General features: G+C 73.0%; 21 protein-coding genes. 15 read left to right on the top strand and 6 right to left on the bottom strand.

Annotated elements, in window-relative coordinates; genetic code table 11:
* Positions 1 to 65: 65 nt before the first annotated feature.
* From ACF07B_RS27515 to ACF07B_RS27490, 6 genes are read left to right on the top strand one after another with little or no spacing between them, the layout of a single operon-like run.
* Positions 66 to 977: a NifU family protein gene (locus ACF07B_RS27515; protein ID WP_392180886.1), complete on the top strand. Its 912-nt coding sequence runs from the start codon at positions 66 to 68 to the stop codon at positions 975 to 977.
* Positions 974 to 1,603 carry a DUF5947 family protein gene (locus ACF07B_RS27510; RefSeq protein WP_392180885.1) on the top strand — a complete coding sequence of 210 codons (630 nt, stop codon included), beginning with the start codon at positions 974 to 976 and terminating at the stop codon, positions 1,601 to 1,603. The genes ACF07B_RS27515 and ACF07B_RS27510 overlap by 4 nt, the downstream gene beginning before the upstream one ends.
* The gene (locus ACF07B_RS27505; protein ID WP_369479811.1) at positions 1,600 to 2,244 is read left to right on the top strand and encodes a DUF6084 family protein; all 645 of its coding nucleotides are present in this window, start codon (positions 1,600 to 1,602) and stop codon (positions 2,242 to 2,244) included. Before ACF07B_RS27510 ends, ACF07B_RS27505 begins: the two co-directional genes overlap by 4 nt.
* Position 2,245: 1 nt before the next feature.
* Positions 2,246 to 3,682, top strand: coding sequence for a hypothetical protein (locus tag ACF07B_RS27500; RefSeq protein WP_392180884.1), 1,437 nt, complete (start codon positions 2,246 to 2,248; stop codon positions 3,680 to 3,682).
* On the top strand, positions 3,679 to 4,239 hold the full coding sequence (locus ACF07B_RS27495; RefSeq protein WP_362401023.1) for a hydrogenase maturation protease: 561 nt from the start codon (positions 3,679 to 3,681) through the stop codon (positions 4,237 to 4,239). The genes ACF07B_RS27500 and ACF07B_RS27495 overlap by 4 nt, the downstream gene beginning before the upstream one ends.
* Before the next feature lie 5 nt (positions 4,240 to 4,244).
* Positions 4,245 to 4,361, top strand: coding sequence for a DUF6893 family small protein (locus tag ACF07B_RS27490; RefSeq protein ID WP_392180883.1), 117 nt, complete (start codon positions 4,245 to 4,247; stop codon positions 4,359 to 4,361).
* Here ACF07B_RS27490 and ACF07B_RS27485 read toward each other — a convergent pair.
* Complete coding sequence (locus ACF07B_RS27485) at positions 4,337 to 4,792, bottom strand: helix-turn-helix transcriptional regulator (protein WP_384233702.1); 456 nt, start codon at positions 4,790 to 4,792, stop codon at positions 4,337 to 4,339. The two genes, ACF07B_RS27490 and ACF07B_RS27485, sit on opposite strands and share 25 nt — an antisense overlap.
* Positions 4,793 to 4,880: 88 nt before the next feature.
* Here ACF07B_RS27485 and ACF07B_RS27480 point away from each other — a divergent pair, with 88 nt between their 5' ends.
* The 8 genes from ACF07B_RS27480 (at position 4,881) to ACF07B_RS27445 (ending at position 12,912) form a co-directional block, all read left to right on the top strand.
* Entirely contained in the window at positions 4,881 to 5,336 is a 456-nt protein-coding gene (locus tag ACF07B_RS27480) for a hydrogenase maturation nickel metallochaperone HypA (RefSeq protein WP_392180882.1), read from the top strand.
* The gene (gene hypB / locus ACF07B_RS27475; protein WP_392180881.1) at positions 5,320 to 6,117 is read left to right on the top strand and encodes a hydrogenase nickel incorporation protein HypB; all 798 of its coding nucleotides are present in this window, start codon (positions 5,320 to 5,322) and stop codon (positions 6,115 to 6,117) included. Before ACF07B_RS27480 ends, hypB begins: the two co-directional genes overlap by 17 nt.
* Complete coding sequence (gene hypF, locus ACF07B_RS27470) at positions 6,114 to 8,474, top strand: carbamoyltransferase HypF (protein ID WP_392180880.1); 2,361 nt, start codon at positions 6,114 to 6,116, stop codon at positions 8,472 to 8,474. The genes hypB and hypF overlap by 4 nt, the downstream gene beginning before the upstream one ends.
* Positions 8,475 to 8,511: 37 nt before the next feature.
* On the top strand, positions 8,512 to 8,850 hold the full coding sequence (locus tag ACF07B_RS27465) for a HypC/HybG/HupF family hydrogenase formation chaperone (RefSeq protein ID WP_369479820.1): 339 nt from the start codon (positions 8,512 to 8,514) through the stop codon (positions 8,848 to 8,850).
* Positions 8,847 to 9,965, top strand: coding sequence for a hydrogenase formation protein HypD (gene hypD, locus ACF07B_RS27460; RefSeq protein WP_369479821.1), 1,119 nt, complete (start codon positions 8,847 to 8,849; stop codon positions 9,963 to 9,965). The genes ACF07B_RS27465 and hypD overlap by 4 nt, the downstream gene beginning before the upstream one ends.
* 73 nt (positions 9,966 to 10,038) lie before the next feature.
* Positions 10,039 to 11,028: a hydrogenase expression/formation protein HypE gene (gene hypE / locus ACF07B_RS27455; RefSeq protein WP_351866087.1), complete on the top strand. Its 990-nt coding sequence runs from the start codon at positions 10,039 to 10,041 to the stop codon at positions 11,026 to 11,028.
* A gap of 221 nt (positions 11,029 to 11,249) precedes the next feature.
* Positions 11,250 to 11,606 (top strand): DUF779 domain-containing protein, encoded by a 357-nt coding sequence (locus ACF07B_RS27450; RefSeq protein WP_362401003.1) that lies wholly within the window; start codon positions 11,250 to 11,252, stop codon positions 11,604 to 11,606.
* A 76-nt stretch (positions 11,607 to 11,682) separates the two neighbouring features.
* A complete protein-coding gene (locus ACF07B_RS27445; protein ID WP_392180879.1) occupies positions 11,683 to 12,912 on the top strand; it encodes a phosphodiester glycosidase family protein in 1,230 nt (409 codons plus the stop codon).
* A gap of 73 nt (positions 12,913 to 12,985) precedes the next feature.
* Here ACF07B_RS27445 and ACF07B_RS27440 read toward each other — a convergent pair whose 3' ends face one another.
* The 5 genes from ACF07B_RS27440 to ACF07B_RS27420 form a co-directional block, all read right to left on the bottom strand.
* Entirely contained in the window at positions 12,986 to 13,180 is a 195-nt protein-coding gene (locus ACF07B_RS27440) for a hypothetical protein (RefSeq protein WP_261704269.1), read from the bottom strand.
* Positions 13,181 to 13,471: 291 nt separating this feature from the next.
* Complete coding sequence (locus tag ACF07B_RS27435; RefSeq protein ID WP_392180878.1) at positions 13,472 to 14,578, bottom strand: acyl-CoA dehydrogenase family protein; 1,107 nt, start codon at positions 14,576 to 14,578, stop codon at positions 13,472 to 13,474.
* Entirely contained in the window at positions 14,575 to 15,777 is a 1,203-nt protein-coding gene (locus ACF07B_RS27430) for an acyl-CoA dehydrogenase family protein (RefSeq protein WP_392180877.1), read from the bottom strand. Before ACF07B_RS27430 ends, ACF07B_RS27435 begins: the two co-directional genes overlap by 4 nt.
* Positions 15,774 to 16,751 carry an NADPH:quinone oxidoreductase family protein gene (locus ACF07B_RS27425; RefSeq protein WP_369479825.1) on the bottom strand — a complete coding sequence of 326 codons (978 nt, stop codon included), beginning with the start codon at positions 16,749 to 16,751 and terminating at the stop codon, positions 15,774 to 15,776. Before ACF07B_RS27425 ends, ACF07B_RS27430 begins: the two co-directional genes overlap by 4 nt.
* Before the next feature lie 131 nt (positions 16,752 to 16,882).
* Positions 16,883 to 17,527, bottom strand: coding sequence for a helix-turn-helix domain-containing protein (locus tag ACF07B_RS27420; RefSeq protein ID WP_392180876.1), 645 nt, complete (start codon positions 17,525 to 17,527; stop codon positions 16,883 to 16,885).
* Positions 17,528 to 17,589: 62 nt separating this feature from the next.
* Here ACF07B_RS27420 and ACF07B_RS27415 point away from each other — a divergent pair, with 62 nt between their 5' ends.
* Complete coding sequence (locus ACF07B_RS27415; protein WP_392180875.1) at positions 17,590 to 18,573, top strand: NAD(P)/FAD-dependent oxidoreductase; 984 nt, start codon at positions 17,590 to 17,592, stop codon at positions 18,571 to 18,573.
* Positions 18,574 to 18,651: the final 78 nt, after the last annotated feature.

Raw genomic sequence — 18,651 nt, 5'->3', positions numbered from 1 at the left:
GGATCCGACGTTCATCGCGACCGACCTTCCTCGCGATCGACCTTCCTCAGGAGAGGGGCCTGCCGATGGCCGGACAGGAGACGGGTGAGCGGATAGGCGCACTGCTCGACGAGCTGGCGCGGCAGGCGGGACCGGAGGCGCGCGACGTCGCGGACGAACTGGTGCGCTGCCTCATGGAGTTCTACGGCGAGGGCCTGGCCCGGACCGTACGCCTGCTGCGCTCCGCCCCGGACGGCGCGGATCCCCTCGCCGTCCTCACCGCCGACGAGCTCGTCAGCGATCTGCTGATCCTGCACGATCTGCACCCCGAGGACACCGCGACCCGGGTGGGCCGGGCCCTCGACAAGGTCCGCCCCTATCTCGGCTCGCACGCGGGCGACGTCGAGGTGGCCGGGCTCGACCTGGAGACGGCCGGCGGTCCGACGCTGCGCCTCAGACTGCGCGGCAGCTGCGACGGCTGTCCGTCCTCCACCCAGACCGTGCGCTGGACCATCGAGGAGGCGGTCGCACGGATCGCCCCCGAGGTCGCGCACATCGAGGTCGAGGGCATGGCCGACGGGAGCCCGCAGCCGGCGCTGCTCCAGATCCTGCCGCACCCCCCGGACGACGCTCCGGGCGAGGCGGCACCGTCCGGGGAACCGGGCGAGTCGGCGCGCTGGTACGAACTCGGCCCACGCACGCTGCCGGTGGACGACGGCGCCACCGGGGTCACCGAGGTCGCGGGCCGCACCCTGCTGCTGGTCCGTCTGCCGGGTCAGTTGTACGCCTACCGCGACCGCTGTCCCCTGTGCGCGGCGGGCCTCGCTCCCGCGGTCCTGGAGGGCGAAGTCCTGCGCTGCGCGGGCTGCGGCGCCACGTTCGACGTCCGCCGGGCCGGCCGGGGCGACCGGGGCCACCTGGATCCCGTACCGCTGCTGGAGGAGGACGGGGCGGTACGGGTGGCACTGCCCGGCGAGCTGCTGGGGGCGGGGCCATGACCACCGACGTCCTCAGGCAGTTCGCCCGGAGGCCGCCGCCCGAGGGCGAGCGCTGCGACCTGTGCGGGGAGCCGCTTCCCGCCGAGCACCGGCATCTCGTCGACACCTCCCGGCGATCCCTCAAGTGCTCCTGCCCGCCCTGCCATCTGCTCTTCACCCGGCCGGGCGCGGGGCAGGGACGCTTCCGGGCGGTCCCGGACCGGTACCTCGCCGATCCCGGGTTCGTCCTGGAGGAGGCCGACTGGAACCGGCTCCAGATCCCCGTCGCGCTCGCCTTCTTCTTCCGCAACTCCGAGCTCGGCCGGCTCGCGGCCTTCTATCCGAGCCCGGCGGGCGCCACCGAGAGCGAACTCGACCCGCAGACCTGGGACTCGGTGCTCGGCCGCAGCCGGCTGGCGGAGCTGCTGGAACCCGACGTGGAGGCGCTGCTGCTGCACCGGGGCCGGGACGGCTCGGTGACCTGCACGCTCGTCCCCGTCGACGTCTGCTACGAACTGGTCGGCCGGATGCGGCTGCACTGGAAGGGCTTCGACGGCGGTGCCGAGGCACGCACGGACATCGCGGACTTCCTGGAACGGATCATGGCGGCCGCCCGGCCGCTCGAGAACTCCGGGGGCGCCCCGTGACCGATCTCCGGTTCACCTGCACCGGTGTGCGCCCCGAACCGTACGGAGCCGGGCCCACGCTGCTGTTCGGGCTGCGTATCGAGGAGGCGGACCACCGGCCGGTGCACGCCGTCGCGCTGCGCTGCCAGATCCGTATCGAGCCCGCCGGACGTTCCTACGAGCCGGAGGAGGTCGGCATGCTGGGCGACCTGTTCGGTGAGCCGAGCCGCTGGAACAGCACGCTCAAGCCGCTGCAGTTCGCCCACACCTCCATCACGGTCCCGGGGTTCACCGGGTCGACCGAGGTCGATCTCCCGGTGCCCTGCACCTACGACACCGAGGTCGCGTCCGCCTCGTACTTCCGGGCGCTGACCTGCGGCGAGGTCCCGCTGCTCCTGCTCTTCTCCGGCACGGTGTTCACCGGCGACGACGGCTTCCGGGCCGAGCCCGTGCCCTGGCACAAGGAGACGTCGTACCGGATGCCGGTGGACGTGTGGCGGAACATGATCGAGCAGTATTTCCCCAACTCGGGCTGGCTGCGCCTCCGGCTGGACGTCCTGGACGCGCTGCGCCGCTACCGGTCCGCGCGCGCCCTGCCGTCCTGGGAGCGGGTCTTCGACGAACTGCTCGCCGGCGCCGACGCGAAGAAGGGGGCCGACTGAGATGAGCAACCCCCTGGAGGACCGCTTCGAGCAGGCCCGCGCTGTGGCGGACGCCGTCCTGTTCGAGGGATACGTCCTCTACCCCTACCGCGCCTCCGCCGCGAAGAACCAGCTCCGCTGGCAGTTCGGCGTCCTGGTGCCGCCCGCCTGGACCGCCACGACCGGGGAGCACTCCGTCCAGCGCACCGAGTGTCTGCTGGAACCCCGCAAGGGCGACCGCCTCCACGCCGAACTGCGCTTCCTGCACGTCCGGCGGCGCACGGTCGAACGGCTCGACGCCGACGGCGGATACACGGAGGTTCCCGAACTCGACCTTCCCGACCGGGTGTTGGTGCCGTGGGACGAAGGACACGAGGAACGCGTCCTGATCCATGAGTCTCTCGACGAGCTGACGGGTGATCAGGCGCGCGTCCACGCCGTACGGTTCGACCTGCCCGACACCGTCGAGTACGAGCCGGTGACCGACGCGGAGGGCCGGACGCTGGGCCGGCTCGTACGGCGCAGACAGCGGCTGACCGGCGAACTACGCCCGCGCGTCGAGGAGTTGACAGGACCCTACCGGGTGCTGCGGCTCACGGTGAGCGTGCACAACACCACCGTCGTCCCGGAGGACGCCGACGCCGACCGCGAGACCGCCCTCGCCCACAGCCTGATCGGCGCCCATCTGCTGTTCGGCGTCCCCGGAGGGCGGTTCCTGTCGCTGACGGACCCGCCGGAGTGGGCGCGCCCCGCCGCCGCGAGCTGTCGGAACGACCGCACCTGGCCCGTGCTCGCGGGCCCGCCCGGCACGGACGACGTCATGCTGTCCTCGCCGATCATCCTGGAGGACCATCCCGCCGTCGCCGAGGAGAGCCCGGGGCCCCTCTACGACGCCACGGAGATCGACGAGATCCTCTCGCTGCGCACGGCCGCGCTGACCGACCGCGAGAAGCGTGAGGCCCGCGGCACGGACGCCCGGGCCGCCGGGGTCATCGACCTGGTCGACGACATGCCGGACGCGGTCCGCGAGCGGCTGCACGGGGCGATCCGGGGGCTGCGCGAGATCACCGGCGAGGACGGCGCGGACGAGCCACCCGCCGCCCCCGACACCGGTCTGAGTCTGCCGCGCGGCCCTGGGCATCCCTGGTGGGACCCGCAGCAGGACGCCGGGGCCGCCGAGGTGCCCGCCGCCGTCGTCATCGACGGCGCGACGGTACGGGCGGGCAGCAGGGTCCGGCTCACCCCCGGCGCCCGGCGCTCCGACGCCCAGGACTCCTTCCTCCACGGCCGGCACGCCACGGTCGAGGCCGTGGTCGGCGACCTCGACGGCGAGACGCATCTCGCCGTCGTCGTGGACGACGACCCCGGCGGCGACGTACGCCGGGCTCAGGGCCGCTTCCTCTACTTCAAGCCCGACGAAGTGGCACCCCTGAACGAGCGGGAGGAGGAGGCGACATGACCGGAGCCGTCCACACCGGGCCGTCCCGTCCGGCCGACGAGCGCGGGACCGGCCGGACTCTCGTCGCCGGGGTCGGCAACGTGTTCCTCCAGGACGACGGATTCGGGGTGGAGACCGTACGACGGCTCGCCGCCCGCGCACCCGAACTGCCGCCCGGCGTCGAGCTGATGGACGCCGGCATCCGCGGGGTGCACCTCGCCTACCGGCTGCTGGAGGGCTACCGGACGCTCGTGCTGGTGGACCTCGTCAGCCGCGAAGGCCCGCCGGGCACGCTCTACACGATCGACGTCGGCCCAAGACCCCCCACGGCACGGCCCGCACCGGGCCCGCTGGACACGCACGCCATGGACCCCGCCACCGTGCTGGCCCTGCTGCACGATCTGCACGCCGGCGCGGGCGGCACCCTCCCGGAGGAGGTGTACGTCATCGGCTGCGAACCCCGCGACACCGGTGAGGGCATGGGCCTGACTCCCCCGGTGGCCGCTGCCGTGGACGCCGCCGCCGACCTGGTGCTCGACCTGGTACGCCGCGCTCCCTCCGTAGCCCGGAGGAGCTGACCACGATGGAGGCAAGGATGGAATGGCAATGGGTTGGCCTGGCCGCGGGCCTCGTAGTGGCCTACGGAGTCGCGAGGAACCTGTCGGACATCCGCCGCTACTTGCGCATGCGGCGCATGTGATCCGGGGGACGCGCGTGATCGGGCGGACGCCCGTGATCCGGTGGACGCCCGTCGGCGCGCGGACTCCCGCCGTCGCGCCCCGCGGGGCCACCGACGTCCTCGAGCTGCACGTACCGCTCCAGGAAGAGATGAAGGGCGCCATGGAGTTCACCCAGGCGCACGAACCACAGGGCGAGGTTCATGGCACCCTGCTGGGTGATCGCGTAGACACGTCGCGCGGGGCCGCTCTCCGAGGCACGCCAGTGCGAGGTGACCTCACCGCTGCTCTCCATGCCCCGCAGCAGCCGGTACACATGCGCCTGATCCGCGTCGCCGCAGCCGAAAGCGCCCAGGCGCTGCACCAGTTCATAGCCATGACCTTGGCGTTCGGCCAGCAACAGGAGCAGCACCGGGGTGAGCAGAGCGCGTCGCTCGACCTCTTGCCCGGTCATCGTGCTCTCAGGGTAACCAGCCATGCGCAGGCCTCACATCCGGGCGCGACGGCGCCGGGCCACGGGCCGGCGGCGGGAGGTGAGGGCCGTGCATGAGCTGTCGATCGCCGTGGCGGTCGTCGAACAGGTCGAGGAGGCCGTGCGGGAACAGGGCCGCGCGGTCGCGTCGCTGACCCTTCGGATCGGCGAGCTGGCGGGGGTGGTGCCCGAGGCTCTGGACTTCTCGTTCGGGCTCGCCACGGAGGGCACCGCGCTGGCGGGGGCACGCCTGCTGATCGAGACTGTCGAGGCACGGGGCCGCTGCGAGGGCTGCGGCCGCGAGGCTGCGACCGGGATGCCTCCGGTGCTGTGGTGCGCCGGGTGCGGGCGGCCGCTGACCCTGCTCAGCGGCCGGGAGCTGGAGATCGTCCGGGTGACGCTGGCCGACGGGCCCCTGGACGCGCGGGGGACTCCGGACGGGAAGGGCGCGGACGACGGGCCGCGGCCCGCGCCGTCCGGGCCGCCGGTACGCGACGAGGAGGCGAGCCATGTGCCGCACCGTTGACCTGCATCAGGCCGTGCTCGCCAAGAACGACGAGAACGCGCTGGCGCTGAGGGGCTATCTGGGTGACCGCGGCACGGTGGCGGTGAATCTGCTGTCCAGTCCGGGCAGCGGCAAGACGGCTCTGCTCGAACAACTGCTCGCGCGCGCCGTGGCGGGCGGCACCCCGGCCGCCGCCGTCACCGCCGACCTGGCGACCGAGAACGACGCGACCCGGCTGGCCCGCTCCGGCGCGCCGGTGCAACAGATCCTCACCGACGGCCTGTGTCATCTGGAGGCCGGCATGCTCCAGCGGCGGCTGGAGGGCTGGCTGCCCGAGGGCACCCGGCTGCTGTTCGTCGAGAACGTCGGCAATCTCGTCTGTCCGGCCTCCTACGATCTCGGGGAGACCCTGCGCATCGCGCTCGCCTCGGTCACCGAGGGCGAGGACAAGCCGGTCAAGTACCCGACCGCCTTCGGGCTCGCGCACCTGGTCGTGATCACCAAGACCGACCTCGCGGACGCCGTCGGCTTCGACCGGGAGGCGTTCCTGGCGGGTGTCCGGCAGGTCAACCCCGGGGTGCCGGTCCTGGAGACCTCGGCCCGCACCGGCCAGGGGGTCGACGCCCTGCTCGCGCACGTCCTGCGCTGCGCGGCCGGCGAGGAGGCGCACGTACCGGTCCTGGCCCGGCAGCACGAGCGCTCCCTGCACAGTCACGGGAACGGCCACGAACACCCGCGCGCCGACGTCCACCCGCACCCCGCCGCGCGACAGGCCGGGGCCGGGCCGAGCGGGGAGCGGTGAGCCGGGCCCGGGGGCGCGAGCGCCGGCACGTCACCGTCACGGGTGTCGTCCAGGGAGTGGGGTTCCGGCCCTTCGTGTACACCCTCGCGCAGGAACTGGGGCTGACCGGCTGGGTCACCAACAACGCGCGGGGCGTCGAGGCCGAGGTGGAGGGTCCGGCCGCCGACGTGGCGGAGTTCTGCGCGCGGATCGGGACGCGCCCGCCACCGCTCGCGGTCGTCGAGTCGGTCGAGCACCGGGCCGTGCCTCTGGAGAACGACGGCTCGGTGTTCACCATCCGCCCCTCCTCCGGCGGGCCGGGCCGCACCCTGGTCTCCCCGGACACCGCGACCTGCGACGACTGTCTGCGTGAGCTCGCGGACCCCGCCGACCGGCGGTACCGGCACCCCTTCATCACCTGCACGCACTGCGGTCCGCGGTTCACGATCGTGACGTCGCTGCCGTACGACCGGGACAGCACCACCATGGCGGGCTTCCCGATGTGCGCGGACTGCGCCCGTGAGTACGCGGACCCGGCCGACCGGCGCTTCCACGCCCAGCCGATCGCCTGCCCCGCCTGCGGTCCCCGGCTCACACTGCGCACGGGGGCGGACGATCCGGGCGAGCTGCGCGACGGTGAGGCGCTGGCGGAGGCCCGCCGGCTGCTGGCCGAAGGCGCCGTCGTCGCGGTCAAGGGGATCGGCGGCTACCACCTGGCGTGCGACGCGGGCGATCCCGCGGCCGTGCGCACCCTGCGCAAGCGAAAGAACCGCGGCGGCAAACCCTTCGCGGTGCTCGCCGGCTCGCTGGAGACAGTCCGGCGGCTGGCCCATGTCGGGCCCGAGGAGCGGGAGTTGCTCCTCGGGCCGCGCAAGCCGGTGGTTCTGCTGCGGCGGCGGGCGGGGGCGGGCGACGAGATCGCGGCGGGCGTCGCGCCGGGCAGCCCCGATCTCGGCTTCATGCTCCCGTACACGCCGGTGCACCGGCTGCTGCTCGGTCTGCCCGGTGATCCGCCGGGCCCCGCCGTCCTCGTCATGACCAGCGGGAACCGCTCGGGCGAACCCATCGTCACCGACGACGCCGAGGCGCTGACCCGGCTGGCGGGGCTCGCCGACGCCTGGCTCGGCCACGACCGGCCCGTTCATGTGCCCTGTGACGACTCGGTGGTCCGGGTGTGCGCGGGCGCCGAGCTCCCGGTGCGCCGGTCGCGCGGTTACGCCCCCTTCCCGATCGCGCTGCCGGTGCCGGTGGTCCCGGCGCTGGCGGTGGGCGGGGACCTCAAGAACACCTTCTGCGCCGGGGACGGCCGTTACGCCTGGCTGTCCGCGCACGTCGGGGACATGGACGACCTGGCCACCCTGAACGCCTTCGAGCGGGCCACCGGCCATCTGACGGATCTCACCGCCGTCGCGCCGCGCCTGCTCGTCGCCGACCGGCATCCCGGCTACCGCGCCACCCTGTGGGCGCGGCGCACCGCCGAGGCGCGCGGCCTGACGCTGCTCCAGGTGCAGCATCATCACGCTCATGTCGCCTCGGCGATGGCCGAGCACGGCCTGGACGGTTCGGCGCCGGTGATCGGGGTCGCCTTCGACGGGACCGGCTACGGCGACGACGGTGCCGTGTGGGGCGGTGAGGTGCTGCTCGCCGACTACGACGGATACCGGCGGTTCGCCCATCTGGGCTATGTCCCGCTGCCGGGCGGCGACGCGGCCGTACGCAACCCCTACCGCATGGCGCTGTCGCACCTGCGGGCCGCGGGACTGCCCTGGCGGGACGAACTGCCGTGCGCCGCGGCGGCCACCCCGGAGGAACGGCGGCTGCTCGAACGGCAGCTGGAACGGGGGTTCAACTGCGTTCCCACGTCCAGCATGGGACGCCTCTTCGACGCGGTGTCCTCCCTGGCGGGCGTCTGCCACCGGGTCGAGTACGAGGCCCAGGCCGCCATGGAGCTGGAGAACGCGGCACTGGCGGACCTGGCGGGTCCGCTCGCCGACGACGAGCGGAACGACGCGTACCGGTTCATGCTGAGAGCGGTCCGTCAGGACCCCGGGGCGCCGCTGATCGCCGACCCGGCACCGGTCCTGGCAGCCGCCGTCGCGGACATCAGGGCGGGTGTCACGGCCGGACCGGTGGCCCGTCGGTTCCATCGGGCCGTGACCGGCCTGGTCCTGGAGGTGTGCACGGTGGCACGACAGCGGACCGGCATCGGCACGGTCGCCCTCAGCGGCGGCGTGTTCTGCAACGCCCTGCTCACCGAAGGCTGCGGCGCCGTCCTGGAACGGGACGGGTTCACCGTACTGAGGCACCACAGGGTTCCCCCCAATGACGGCGGCCTGGCCCTCGGCCAGCTGATAGTCGCCGCCCGGTCACGGCACTAGCGCGATCGGGAGAGCACGAGCGAGGCAGGAGCGAGTCATGTGTCTGGCCGTACCCGGCCGAGTGCTGGAGATCGAGGAACGCGACGCCACACGGATGGCCAAGGTGGACTTCGGCGGTGTCGTCAAGGACGTGTGTCTGGAGTACGTGCCGGACATGAAGGTCGGTGACTACGCCATCGTCCATGTGGGATTCGCGTTGCAGCGGCTGGACGAGGAGTCGGCGAAGCAGACCCTGGAACTGTTCGAGAACCTCGGGGTGCTGGAGGAGGAGTTCGGCGACGCCTGGGGCAAGGCCGCCCGGGACGCGGGCGCCGAGCGCCCCGCCGGAACCGGACGTCCGCCCCTGGAGGGCGCCGAGAAGGAGGCGCGGTCATGAAGTACCTGGACGAGTTCAGCGATCCGGTCCTGGCCAAACGGCTCTTCGACGACATCAGGGCGGTCACCACCCGGCCCTGGTCGCTCATGGAGGTCTGCGGCGGCCAGACGCACTCGATCATCCGTCACGGCATCGACCAGCTCCTGCCCGAGGAGATCCAGTTGATCCACGGTCCGGGCTGTCCGGTCTGTGTGACCCCGCTGGAGATCATCGACAAGGCGCTGGAGATCGCCTCCCGCCCGGACGTGATCTTCTGCTCGTTCGGCGACATGCTGCGGGTGCCCGGCAGCGGACGCGACTTGTTCAAGGTCAAGAGCGAGGGCGCGGACGTACGCGTCGTGTACTCGCCGCTGGACGCGCTGAAGATCGCGCAGGAGAACCCCGACCGGCAGGTCGTGTTCTTCGGCATCGGCTTCGAGACCACCGCGCCCCCCAACGCGATGACCGTCTATCAGGCCAAGAAGCTGAACATCCCCAACTTCAGCCTGCTGGTCTCGCACGTCAAGGTGCCCCCGGCCATCGACGCGATCATGAACTCGCCCGACTGCCGCGTGCAGGCGTTCCTCGCCGCCGGGCATGTCTGCACGGTGATGGGCATGGCCGAGTATCCCGAACTCGCCGAACGGCACCGGGTGCCGATCGTCGTGACCGGTTTCGAGCCGCTGGACATCCTGGAGGGCATCCGCCGCGCGGTACGCCAGCTGGAGGCCGGCGAGCACACCGTGGAGAACGCCTATCCGCGCGCGGTGCAGCCCGAGGGGAGCCCCGCGGCCCGCGCCATGCTCTCCGACGTCTTCGAGGTGACCGACCGGGCCTGGCGCGGGATCGGCATGATTCCGCGGAGCGGCTGGCGGCTGTCGCCCAAGTACCGCGAGTTCGACGCCGAGCACCGGTTCGCGGTGACCGGCATCGAGACCGAGGAGTCGACCGTCTGCCGCAGCGGCGAGGTGCTCCAGGGACTGATCAAGCCGCACGAGTGCGCCGCGTTCGGCAAGGAGTGCACCCCGCGCAATCCGCTGGGCGCCACGATGGTCTCCAGCGAGGGCGCGTGCGCCGCCTACTACCTCTACCGGCGTCTCGGGACCCCGGACAAGGAGGCGAGTTCCGTTGGCTGACTCGGCATACGCACCGGTCGACTTCTCCTCCTGGACCTGCCCGGCGCCGCTGCGTGACCACGACAGGATCGTGATGGGGCACGGTGGTGGCGGCACACTCTCCGCCGAACTGGTGGAGCACCTGTTCGCGCCCGCCTTCGGCAGTGACGTGCTCGCCGAGCTCGGCGACTCCGCCCATCTCCTGTTGGGCGGGGCCCGGCTCGCCTTCTCCACCGACTCCTTCGTCGTACGGCCGCTGTTCTTCCCCGGCGGCAGCATCGGGGACCTCGCCGTCAACGGCACGGTCAACGACCTGGCCATGGCGGGGGCCGTACCGGCCTACCTCTCCTGCGGGTTCATCCTGGAGGAGGGCGTCGAACTCTCCGTCGTGGGACGCGTGGCCGAGGCGCTGGGCGAGGCCGCGCGGACGGCCGGGGTGGTGGTCGCGACCGGTGACACCAAGGTCGTCGACGCCGGTCACGGCGACGGCATCTTCATCAACACCGCCGGGATCGGGCTGATCCCGGACGGCGTCGACATCCGCCCGCAGCGCGCGGCCCCCGGTGACGTGGTGCTGGTCAGCGGACCGATCGGCGTGCACGGGGTGGCGATCATGAGCGTGCGGGAGGGGCTGGAGTTCGGTGTCGAGATCCAGAGCGACACCGCGTCGCTGGCCGGTCTGGTCGCGGACATGCTGGCCGTCTGCCCCGACCTGCACGTGCTGCGCGATCCGACCCGCGGCGGTCTGGCCACCTCGCTGAACGAGATCGCCGCGGCGGCCCGGGTCGGCATCACGCTCGACGAGCGGTCCCTGCCCGTCCCGGAGACCGTCGCCAACGCCTGCGCCTTCCTCGGTCTGGACCCGCTGTACGTGGCCAACGAGGGCAAGCTGGTGGCGTTCGTGGCGGCCGAGCACGCCGACGCCGTGCTCGCGGCGATGCGGGCCCACCCGCTGGGCAAGGAGTCCGTGGCGATCGGGCACTGCGTCCCCGACCATCCCGGCATGGTGGTCGCGGCCACCGGTCTGGGCGGCACCCGGGTGGTGGACATGCCGCTCGGCGAACAGCTTCCGCGCATCTGCTGACCCACCGCGTCCGCGCCCACGGCTGACGCCTCGTCCGCCGGCAGAGCGCTCCCGAGGCCGGTCCTCGGTGACAGACCCGCGTCACGCGGGCGTCACCGGGGGCCGGCCTCGTGCGTGTCCGGGGTGTGCAAGCGGGTGTGCCATGGGGTGTGCAACCCTCTCGCAACGTCCGGTCTGGTCGGCTGGTCCGCGACAGCCGTGAGACCCGAGGGGGAGAGCAGATGGACGTCGTCCCGCGCGTGGAGCTGACGCCCGCGGCCGCCGAGCTGCTGCGGCGACTGCGCACCCAGCACGGACCGCTGATGTTCCATCAGTCGGGCGGCTGCTGCGACGGCAGCGCGCCTATGTGCTACCCGGAGGGCGAGTTCCGCACCGGCGGTTCCGACGTCCTGCTGGCCGAGCTGGAGATCGAGGGCGTCGACGAGCCGGTGACGTTCTGGATCTCGAAGAGCCAGTACGCGCTATGGAGCCACACGCGCCTGATCGTGGACGTCGTGCCGGGCCGGGGCAGCGGCTTCTCCCTCGAAGCACCCGAAGGAGTGCGTTTTCTGATCCGTTCCCGCGTCGTCGGCGCCTAGCCCCCCGGCCCGGGTCCCTGCCTCTGGTGCAATTCCCCTGAGTCCTGGCACAGTTGACGAGACATCAGGGGGCACCGTGACGCGTCTTGGCGGACGGTTCAGAACGGCGCTGACGGTCTTCACGGCAACCGGAGCGCTGGCCGGTGCGGGCCTGACGGGGGCGGCACCGGCCGACGGCGCGGAGAGCGCGACCCGTATCGCGCCGGGCGTCGTGTACACGGAGCTGGACATCCCGGCGGCCAGGGGAGTGGCCCACGCTCATGTCCTGACCATCGACCTGCGTCATCCCCGAGTGCGCGTCGACCTCCTCCACCCCGGCACCGTGGCGTCCCGGGAGCCCGTGTCCGAACTGGCCGACTCCCGGGGCGCGGTCGCCGGGGTCAACGGCGACTTCTTCGACATCACGGAGACCCAGCATCCGGGCGTCGAGGCGACGGGCGCGACCGTGGGGCCGGAGATCGCGGGCGGCCGTGGGCTCAAGGCCGCGGTCCCCGACGGCCAGCGGTTCGGACCGGCGCTGCCGCCCGGCACGCACACCGAGGACGTGTTCGGTGTGGGCGTCGACCGCCGGGCCCGGCTGGACGACGTGGCCCTCGACGGATCCGTCCGCGGTGCCGACGGCACCTGGCCGCTCGACGGGTTCAACCAGTACGCGCTCCCGGTCGGCTCCGTCGGCGCGTTCACCGCGGACTGGGGCGGCGTCTCGCGGGTCCGCGCGACCTGCGGGACGGACACGGACCGGGCCGCGCCGTGCAGCGCCGACACCTACGAGGTGACGGTCCGCCGCGGTCGGGTCGTGTCCGCGGCCGACGCTCCCGGCAGCGGAGCCATCGCGCCCGGGACGACCGTGCTGGTCGGCCGCGAGGCGGGCGCCCAGGAGCTGCGGAAGCTGTCCGTGGGCGAGCGGGTCGGGGTCCGGCACCGACTGGTGGCGAAGTCCTCCCGGGTGCCGTACCGGTTCGCGGTCGGGGGCTACCCGATGATGACCGGCGGGGTACCGCTGCCCGGTCTGGACGACAGGACCTCCGCCGTACGGACCGCGGTCGGCTTCTCCGACCACGGGCACCGGATGCAGCTCCTGGCCCTGGACGGCGCCCCGGAGTTCCGCGGCGGGCTCACCATCGCCGAAGTGACGGCGGCCATGAAGCGGTTGGGTTCGCGGGACGCCTTCAGCCTCGACGGCGGCGGCTCCACCACGATGGTCGCCAGGCGGGCGGGGACGGACGCCGTCAGTGTCCTCAACCACCCGAGCGGCGGCGCCGAGCGGCCCGTGCCCAACGGTATCGGGGTGTTCACGGGCCCGTGACGCGGCGGCCGGGGCGGCAGGTCAGGGCACCCCGTCACGGCGCCAGGTCACGGGCCCGGATCACGGGCCCGGATCACGGGGTCAGACTGCCCACGATGTCGGCCGTCGCGGTGAGACCGCTGTGGATGGTCGGGGCCATGCTCGTGCTGGCCAGCAGGAACCCGAGCAGGGCGCAGACCAGGGCGTGGGAGATCTTCAGCCCTCCGTTGCGCAGGAAGATCACCGCCAGCACCAGGAGCAGCAGCACCACCGAGATGGAAATGGCCATGGTCAACCTCCTCCGCCACGTCCACTTCGCGGCGTTCGGCCGTAAGTGTGGCGTAGCGGAGGGATCGTCCGGGCGGCTGACGTGTCCCCCGAACGGGTGGTCTTCCGGCGTCGGTCGCGGGCGTCCGGGAACTCTTCGAGACCGCCCAGGTCATCGGTGTTGACGGGGTCGACGACGGCGGCGAGAAGTTCACGCCGGAGCGCCTCGCGTGTCGGGCCGCCGGCCCCCGATGCGGTGGACGCCCGGCCAGAGCCCGTCCCGGGTGCGGGGCGGGCTCTGGCCGGGACGGTGTCAGGGTGCTTGCAGGTCGACCAGGGCGGCCAGGGCCTCGCGGTGCGCGCCCGCCGTGCCGTAGGCGATCGAGTCGGCCTTGGCGCGCTTGAGGTAGAGGTGCGCCGGGTGCTCCCACGTCATGCCGATGCCGCCGTGCAACTGGAGCGCCTCCTCCGCGGCGTGTACGGCGACGGGTGCCGCGTAGGCCTGGGCGACGGCGACGGCCACGTCGCTGTCCGCGCTGCCGGTGGCGAGCGCGTCGGCGGCGTTGCGCGCGGCGGCGCGGGTGCCCACGACCTCCAGCCACACCTGGGCCAGCCGGTGCTTGAGCGCCTGGAATCCGCCGACCGGCCGGTTGAACTGCTTGCGTTCCTTGAGGTAGCGGACCGTCTCCGTCAGCGACCAGTCGGCGAGCCCGAGCTGCTCGGAGGCGAGCAGTCCGGCGCCGGCCCGCAGCGCACGCCGTACGGCCGTGGGCGCGTCCGAGGTGAGCGGCCGTGCGGGCGCGGAGTCGAAGGTGATCCGGGCGAGCGGCCGGGTCTGGTCGAGGCTGACCTGCGGGACGATCGTGACGGCGTCCGCGTCGACGGCGTACAGTCCGCCGTCCTCGGCCGGGACCAGCAGGACGTCGGCGGCGGCCGCGTCCGCGATGCCCGTCAACTCACCGTGCAGGGAGCCGTTCTCCAGCCGCACGGTTCGGTAGGCGCCGCCGGGTCCGACGTTCAGCGGGACGGTGAGGGCGCCCACCGTCCGGCCGGAGGCGAGCGCCGCGAGCAGTCCGGCCGCGACCGGTCCCTCGCAGGCCAGCAGTGCCTCGGTCGCGACCACGGCGCTCGTCAGGTACGGGACGGGGGCGACCGCGCGGCCCAACTCCTCCAGGACCACGGCGGCTTCGCGGTGCGTGGCGCCCTGGCCGCCCTGGTCCTCGGGCACCAGCAGGCCCGCGAGGCCCATGCCCTGCGAGAGGGCCTTCCACAGCTCGGGGTCGTGCGGAGCGCCCGACTCGCCGCGGGTGATGACGTCCGCCGCGGCGCAGCGGTCGGTGAGGAGGTCGCGGACGGCGGCGCGCAGCGCCTCCTCCTCCTCGGTGTAGAGCAGATCGGGCTCGGTGCTCACCTGGCTCATCGGGCGAGGTCCTTCCATGCGACGTCCTTGTCGGTGCGCGGCTCGGACGGCAGGCCGAGGACGCGTTCGGCGACGATGTTCAGCAGGACCTCGCTGGTCCCGCCCTCGATGCTGTTGCCCTTGGAGCGCAGGTAGCGGTATCCGGCGTCCCGGCCGGTGAAATCGACCAGTTCGGGCCGGCGCATCGTCCAGTCCTCGTACAACAGGCCTTCCTCGCCGAGGAGTTCGACCTCCAGGCCGCTGATCTCCTGGTTGAGCCGGGCGAAGCCGAGCTTCATGCCGGCGCCCTCGTGTCCTGGCTGGCCCTGGGCGAGCTGCTGGCGCAGGCGTTCGCCGGAGAGCCGGGCGACCTCGGACTCGACCCACAGCCTCAGCAGCCGCTGGTGCGTGTCGTGGGTGCGCAGTTCGGGCCGCTCGCGCCAGGTCTTCGAGACCGGGCCGATCATGCCGCCCTCGCGCGGGATGCGCATGCCGCCGATGGAGACGCGCTCGTTCATCAGGGTGGTCTGCGCGACCCGCCAGCCGTCGCCGACCTCACCGAGGCGGTGCGCGTCGGGGATGTGGACGTCGGTGAGGAAGACCTCGTTGAACTCGGCCTCGCCGGTGATCTGGCGCAGGGGCCGTACCTCGACGCCCGGGTCGGTCATGTCGCAGACGAAGTAGGTGATGCCCCGGTGCTTGGGCAGATCCGGGTCGGTGCGGGCGATGAGGATGGCCCAGCGGGCGACATGGGCGCTGGAGGTCCACACCTTCTGCCCGTTGATCACCCAGTCCCCGCCGCCCTCCGGCGTGTCACCGTCGGTGCGGACGGCACGGGTGCCGAGTGCGGCGAGGTCGGAGCCCGCGCCGGGCTCGCTGAAGAGCTGGCACCACACCTCCTCGCCGACCCACAGGGGCCGCAGGAAGCGCCGCTTCTGCTCGTCGGTGCCGAAACCGAGGATGGTCGGGGCGGCCATGCCGAGGCCGATGCCGATCCGCCGCGGGTCGTTGTCGGGTGCGCCCGCGGCCGCCAGTTCGGCGTCCACGACGGCCTGGAGGCGGCGCGGGGCACCGAGTCCGCCGAGGCCCTCGGGGTAGTGCACCCAGGCGAGGCCGGCGTCGAAGCGCGCCTTGAGGAAGTCCAGGCGATCGGTTTCGGCGGGCGGGTGCGCGGCCAGCAACTCCTGGGTGCGGCGGCGCAGTTCGGCTGCGTCGGTCATGCGGCGGCTCCGTTCTCCAGTGTGGGCACCACGGCGATCCGTCCGGTGGTGACTCCGTCGGCGACCCGCTGCACGGCTGCGGCGGCCCCGCTCAGCGGCACCCGCTCGCTCACCAGCGGCTTGATCGCGCCCCGTGCGGCCAGTTCGGTGAGCTGCTCGTGGCAGTGCAGGACGAGCTTCGGGTTCTTGGTGTTGTACAGGCCCCAGTGCAGGCCGAGGATCGCGTAGTTCTTGACGAGGGCGTGGTTCAGGGCGGGGCTCGGGATCGAACCGCTCGCGAACCCGACGACCACGATCCGGCCCTCGAAGGCGACGACCTTGGTGGACTGGGTGTAGGCCTCGCCGCCGACGGGGTCGTAGATCACGTCCGCACCGCGTCCGCCGGTCGCTTCCTTGACGGCGCCTATGACGTTCTCGGTGCGCCGGTCGATGACGACGTCGCAGCCCAGCTCGCGGGCCACGGCGGCCTTGTCGGCGCCGCCCACGACACCGATGACCCGCGCGCCCGCCGCCTTTCCGAGCTGCACGGCCGCGCTGCCGACCCCTCCGGCCGCCGCGTGGACGAGCAGCGTCTCGCCGGCCTCCAGGCGGGCCCGGCGGTGCAGGCCGAACCAGCCGGTCTGGTAGCCGATGTGCAGGGCCGCGGCCTCGGCGTCGTCGAGGGCGTCGGGCGCCGGCAGCAGGGCGGCGGCGTCCGCGACCGCGTACTCGGCGAAGCCGCCGTGCGGCAGCGCGGGGTTGGCGATCACCCGGCGGCCGTCCTCGGTCTCGCCACAGATCTCCACTCCCGGCGTGAACGGCAGCGGGGGCCTGACCTGGTACTGGCCGCGGCACATCAGCGCGTCCGGGAAGTTGATGTTCGCGGCGCGCACCTTGAGCAGGACCTGGCCGTCACCGGGCGTCGGCCGATCCACCTCCAGGAGGCGCATCGCCTCTGCGGGCTCGCCGTTCTGGTGCACTTGCCATGCCTGCATGCGGGGCCTCCAGGGGGCTGCGTCGGCTGACCGGGGTCCATCGCATACTAAGCGGTCGCTTGCCGCCCTGGGAACAGCGGGCGCCCCTCGTCTTCATCGACCGCCCGGGCGCCGGCGCCCGCCGCCCTCCCTCACAGCTCCTTGGACCGGGCCTTGGGCCGCGCCCGTACGTGCATCCGTTCCCCCTGCGGGCCGAACAGGCTCAGGAACTCCGCGGGGCCCTCCCCCGCCGACCCGAACCAGTGCGGCACACGGGTGTCGAACTCCGCCGCCTCCCCCGCCTCGAGCACGACGTCGTGCTCGCCGAGGACCACCCGCAGCCGCCCGGAGAGCACGTACAGCCATTCGTAGCCCTCGTGCGTGCGCGGATCGGGCTCCGTCGTCCGCTTCGGTTCGAGCACCTTGTAGGCCTGGAGTCCGCCGGGCTGGCGGGTCAGCGGCCAGTACGTGCGGCCATGGCGCACGATCGGCTCGGCGCGCACCCGGGGATCGCCGACCGGCGGGGCACCGACCAGTTCGTCCAGCGGAACCTGGTGGGCCCGCGCGATGGGCAGCAACAGCTCCAGGCTGGGCTTGCGCAGCCCCGACTCCAGCCGCGAGAGCGTGCTCACCGAGATACCGGTCGCCTCGGACAGCCCGGCCAGGGTCGCCCCGCGTTCCTTCCTGATCCGGCGCAGCCGCGGACCCACCTCGGCGAGCACCTCGTCCGTCGCCGCGTCGCCGGGCACTCCGCGCCCGCCACCGTCGCTCTCGCCCGCACGGGCCGCCTCGCTCATCCCTCTATTGCAGAATCGGCAAACGCGTTTGTCAATCCGGCGCCTACCGGGCGACCTTCTCCATGGAGGTGGTCACCATGACCGGGACAACGACAGGAACACCGGCCGGGACGTACGAAGCGGTCGTCGTGGGCGGCGGAACGGCGGGGCTCTCCGCGGCGCTCGTCCTCGGCCGGGCGCGGCGCCGGACGCTCGTCGTCGACGAGGGCGCGCCGCGCAACGCGCCCGCCGCGCACATGCACGGCTATCTGACCCGCGACGGCATGCCGCCCGCCGCGTTCCTCGCCGAGGGCCGGCGGGAGGTCGAGGGGTACGGCGTGGAGATCGTCCGGGGCCGGGCGGTGGACGTCGTCCGGGACGGCGCCGGCGAGTTCGACGTCACGCTCGGCTCCGGGGACACCGTCCACGCGCGCCGCCTGATCGTCACGACGGGACTGGCCGACGAGATGCCGTCGGTGCCCGGCGTCGCCGAACGCTTCGGGCGCGATGTGCTGCACTGCCCGTACTGCCACGGCTGGGAGGTCCGCGACGAGGCCTTCGGCGTGCTGGCCACGACGCCGATGAGCGTGCACCAGGCGCTCATGGTCGGCCAGTGGTCGAAGGACGTCACGCTGTTCCTGCACACGGTGGCCGAGGACGAGCTCGCGGACGAGGACCTGCGCCGGCTCGCCGCCGCCGGAGTCGCCGTGGTGCCCGGCGAGGTGGCGGAGCTGGTGGTCGCCGGGGACCGGCTCACCGGCGTACGGCTCACGGACGGGACCGCACACGACCGCTCGGTGCTGTTCGTGGCGCCGCGCCCGGTACCGCGGACCGGCCTGCTCGAACGGCTGGGCGCGGAGCTGCGGGAGACGCCGTTCGGCAGCTACCCGGTCGTCGACCCGACCGGGCTCACGAGCGTGCCCGGCGTCTGGGCGGCCGGCAACGCCGCCGGTTTCGCGGAGCAGGTGGTGAACGCGGCGAGCGGCGGATACCGCGCGGCGGCCACGCTCAACGGCGAACTCCTGTTCGCGGACCTCGACGCGGCGATCGCGCGCGGACAGGGCTGACAGGGCTGAAACCCGGCGGCCGGGGGCGCGTGCCGGATCCCGTACGGGTGTGAACCGGGCGCTCGCGTTGCACGATGG

This window comes from Streptomyces sp. NPDC015532 (assembly GCF_043078065.1).
In the GTDB taxonomy this organism is placed as follows: domain Bacteria; phylum Actinomycetota; class Actinomycetes; order Streptomycetales; family Streptomycetaceae; genus Streptomyces.
The sequence above is the reverse complement of the archived record's forward strand: the minus strand, read 5'-3'. Positions and strand labels throughout refer to the sequence as shown.

Bases quoted from the DNA above. Each gene is read 5' to 3' on its own strand.
- ACF07B_RS27515 (WP_392180886.1), top strand. From the start codon at position 66: ATGGCCGGACAGGAGACGGGTGAGCGGATAGGCGCACTGCTCGACGAG.
- ACF07B_RS27510 (WP_392180885.1), top strand. From the start codon at position 974: ATGACCACCGACGTCCTCAGGCAGTTCGCCCGGAGGCCGCCGCCCGAG.
- ACF07B_RS27500 (WP_392180884.1), top strand. From the start codon at position 2,246: ATGAGCAACCCCCTGGAGGACCGCTTCGAGCAGGCCCGCGCTGTGGCG.
- ACF07B_RS27495 (WP_362401023.1), top strand. From the start codon at position 3,679: ATGACCGGAGCCGTCCACACCGGGCCGTCCCGTCCGGCCGACGAGCGC.
- ACF07B_RS27490 (WP_392180883.1), top strand. From the start codon at position 4,245: ATGGAGGCAAGGATGGAATGGCAATGGGTTGGCCTGGCCGCGGGCCTC.
- ACF07B_RS27485 (WP_384233702.1), bottom strand. From the start codon at position 4,792: ATGACCGGGCAAGAGGTCGAGCGACGCGCTCTGCTCACCCCGGTGCTG.
- hypB (WP_392180881.1), top strand. From the start codon at position 5,320: ATGTGCCGCACCGTTGACCTGCATCAGGCCGTGCTCGCCAAGAACGAC.
- ACF07B_RS27465 (WP_369479820.1), top strand. From the start codon at position 8,512: ATGTGTCTGGCCGTACCCGGCCGAGTGCTGGAGATCGAGGAACGCGAC.
- hypD (WP_369479821.1), top strand. From the start codon at position 8,847: ATGAAGTACCTGGACGAGTTCAGCGATCCGGTCCTGGCCAAACGGCTC.
- hypE (WP_351866087.1), top strand. From the start codon at position 10,039: ATGGGGCACGGTGGTGGCGGCACACTCTCCGCCGAACTGGTGGAGCAC.
- ACF07B_RS27450 (WP_362401003.1), top strand. From the start codon at position 11,250: ATGGACGTCGTCCCGCGCGTGGAGCTGACGCCCGCGGCCGCCGAGCTG.
- ACF07B_RS27440 (WP_261704269.1), bottom strand. From the start codon at position 13,180: ATGGCCATTTCCATCTCGGTGGTGCTGCTGCTCCTGGTGCTGGCGGTG.
- ACF07B_RS27435 (WP_392180878.1), bottom strand. From the start codon at position 14,578: ATGAGCCAGGTGAGCACCGAGCCCGATCTGCTCTACACCGAGGAGGAG.
- ACF07B_RS27430 (WP_392180877.1), bottom strand. From the start codon at position 15,777: ATGACCGACGCAGCCGAACTGCGCCGCCGCACCCAGGAGTTGCTGGCC.
- ACF07B_RS27425 (WP_369479825.1), bottom strand. From the start codon at position 16,751: ATGCAGGCATGGCAAGTGCACCAGAACGGCGAGCCCGCAGAGGCGATG.
- ACF07B_RS27420 (WP_392180876.1), bottom strand. From the start codon at position 17,527: ATGAGCGAGGCGGCCCGTGCGGGCGAGAGCGACGGTGGCGGGCGCGGA.
- ACF07B_RS27415 (WP_392180875.1), top strand. From the start codon at position 17,590: ATGGAGGTGGTCACCATGACCGGGACAACGACAGGAACACCGGCCGGG.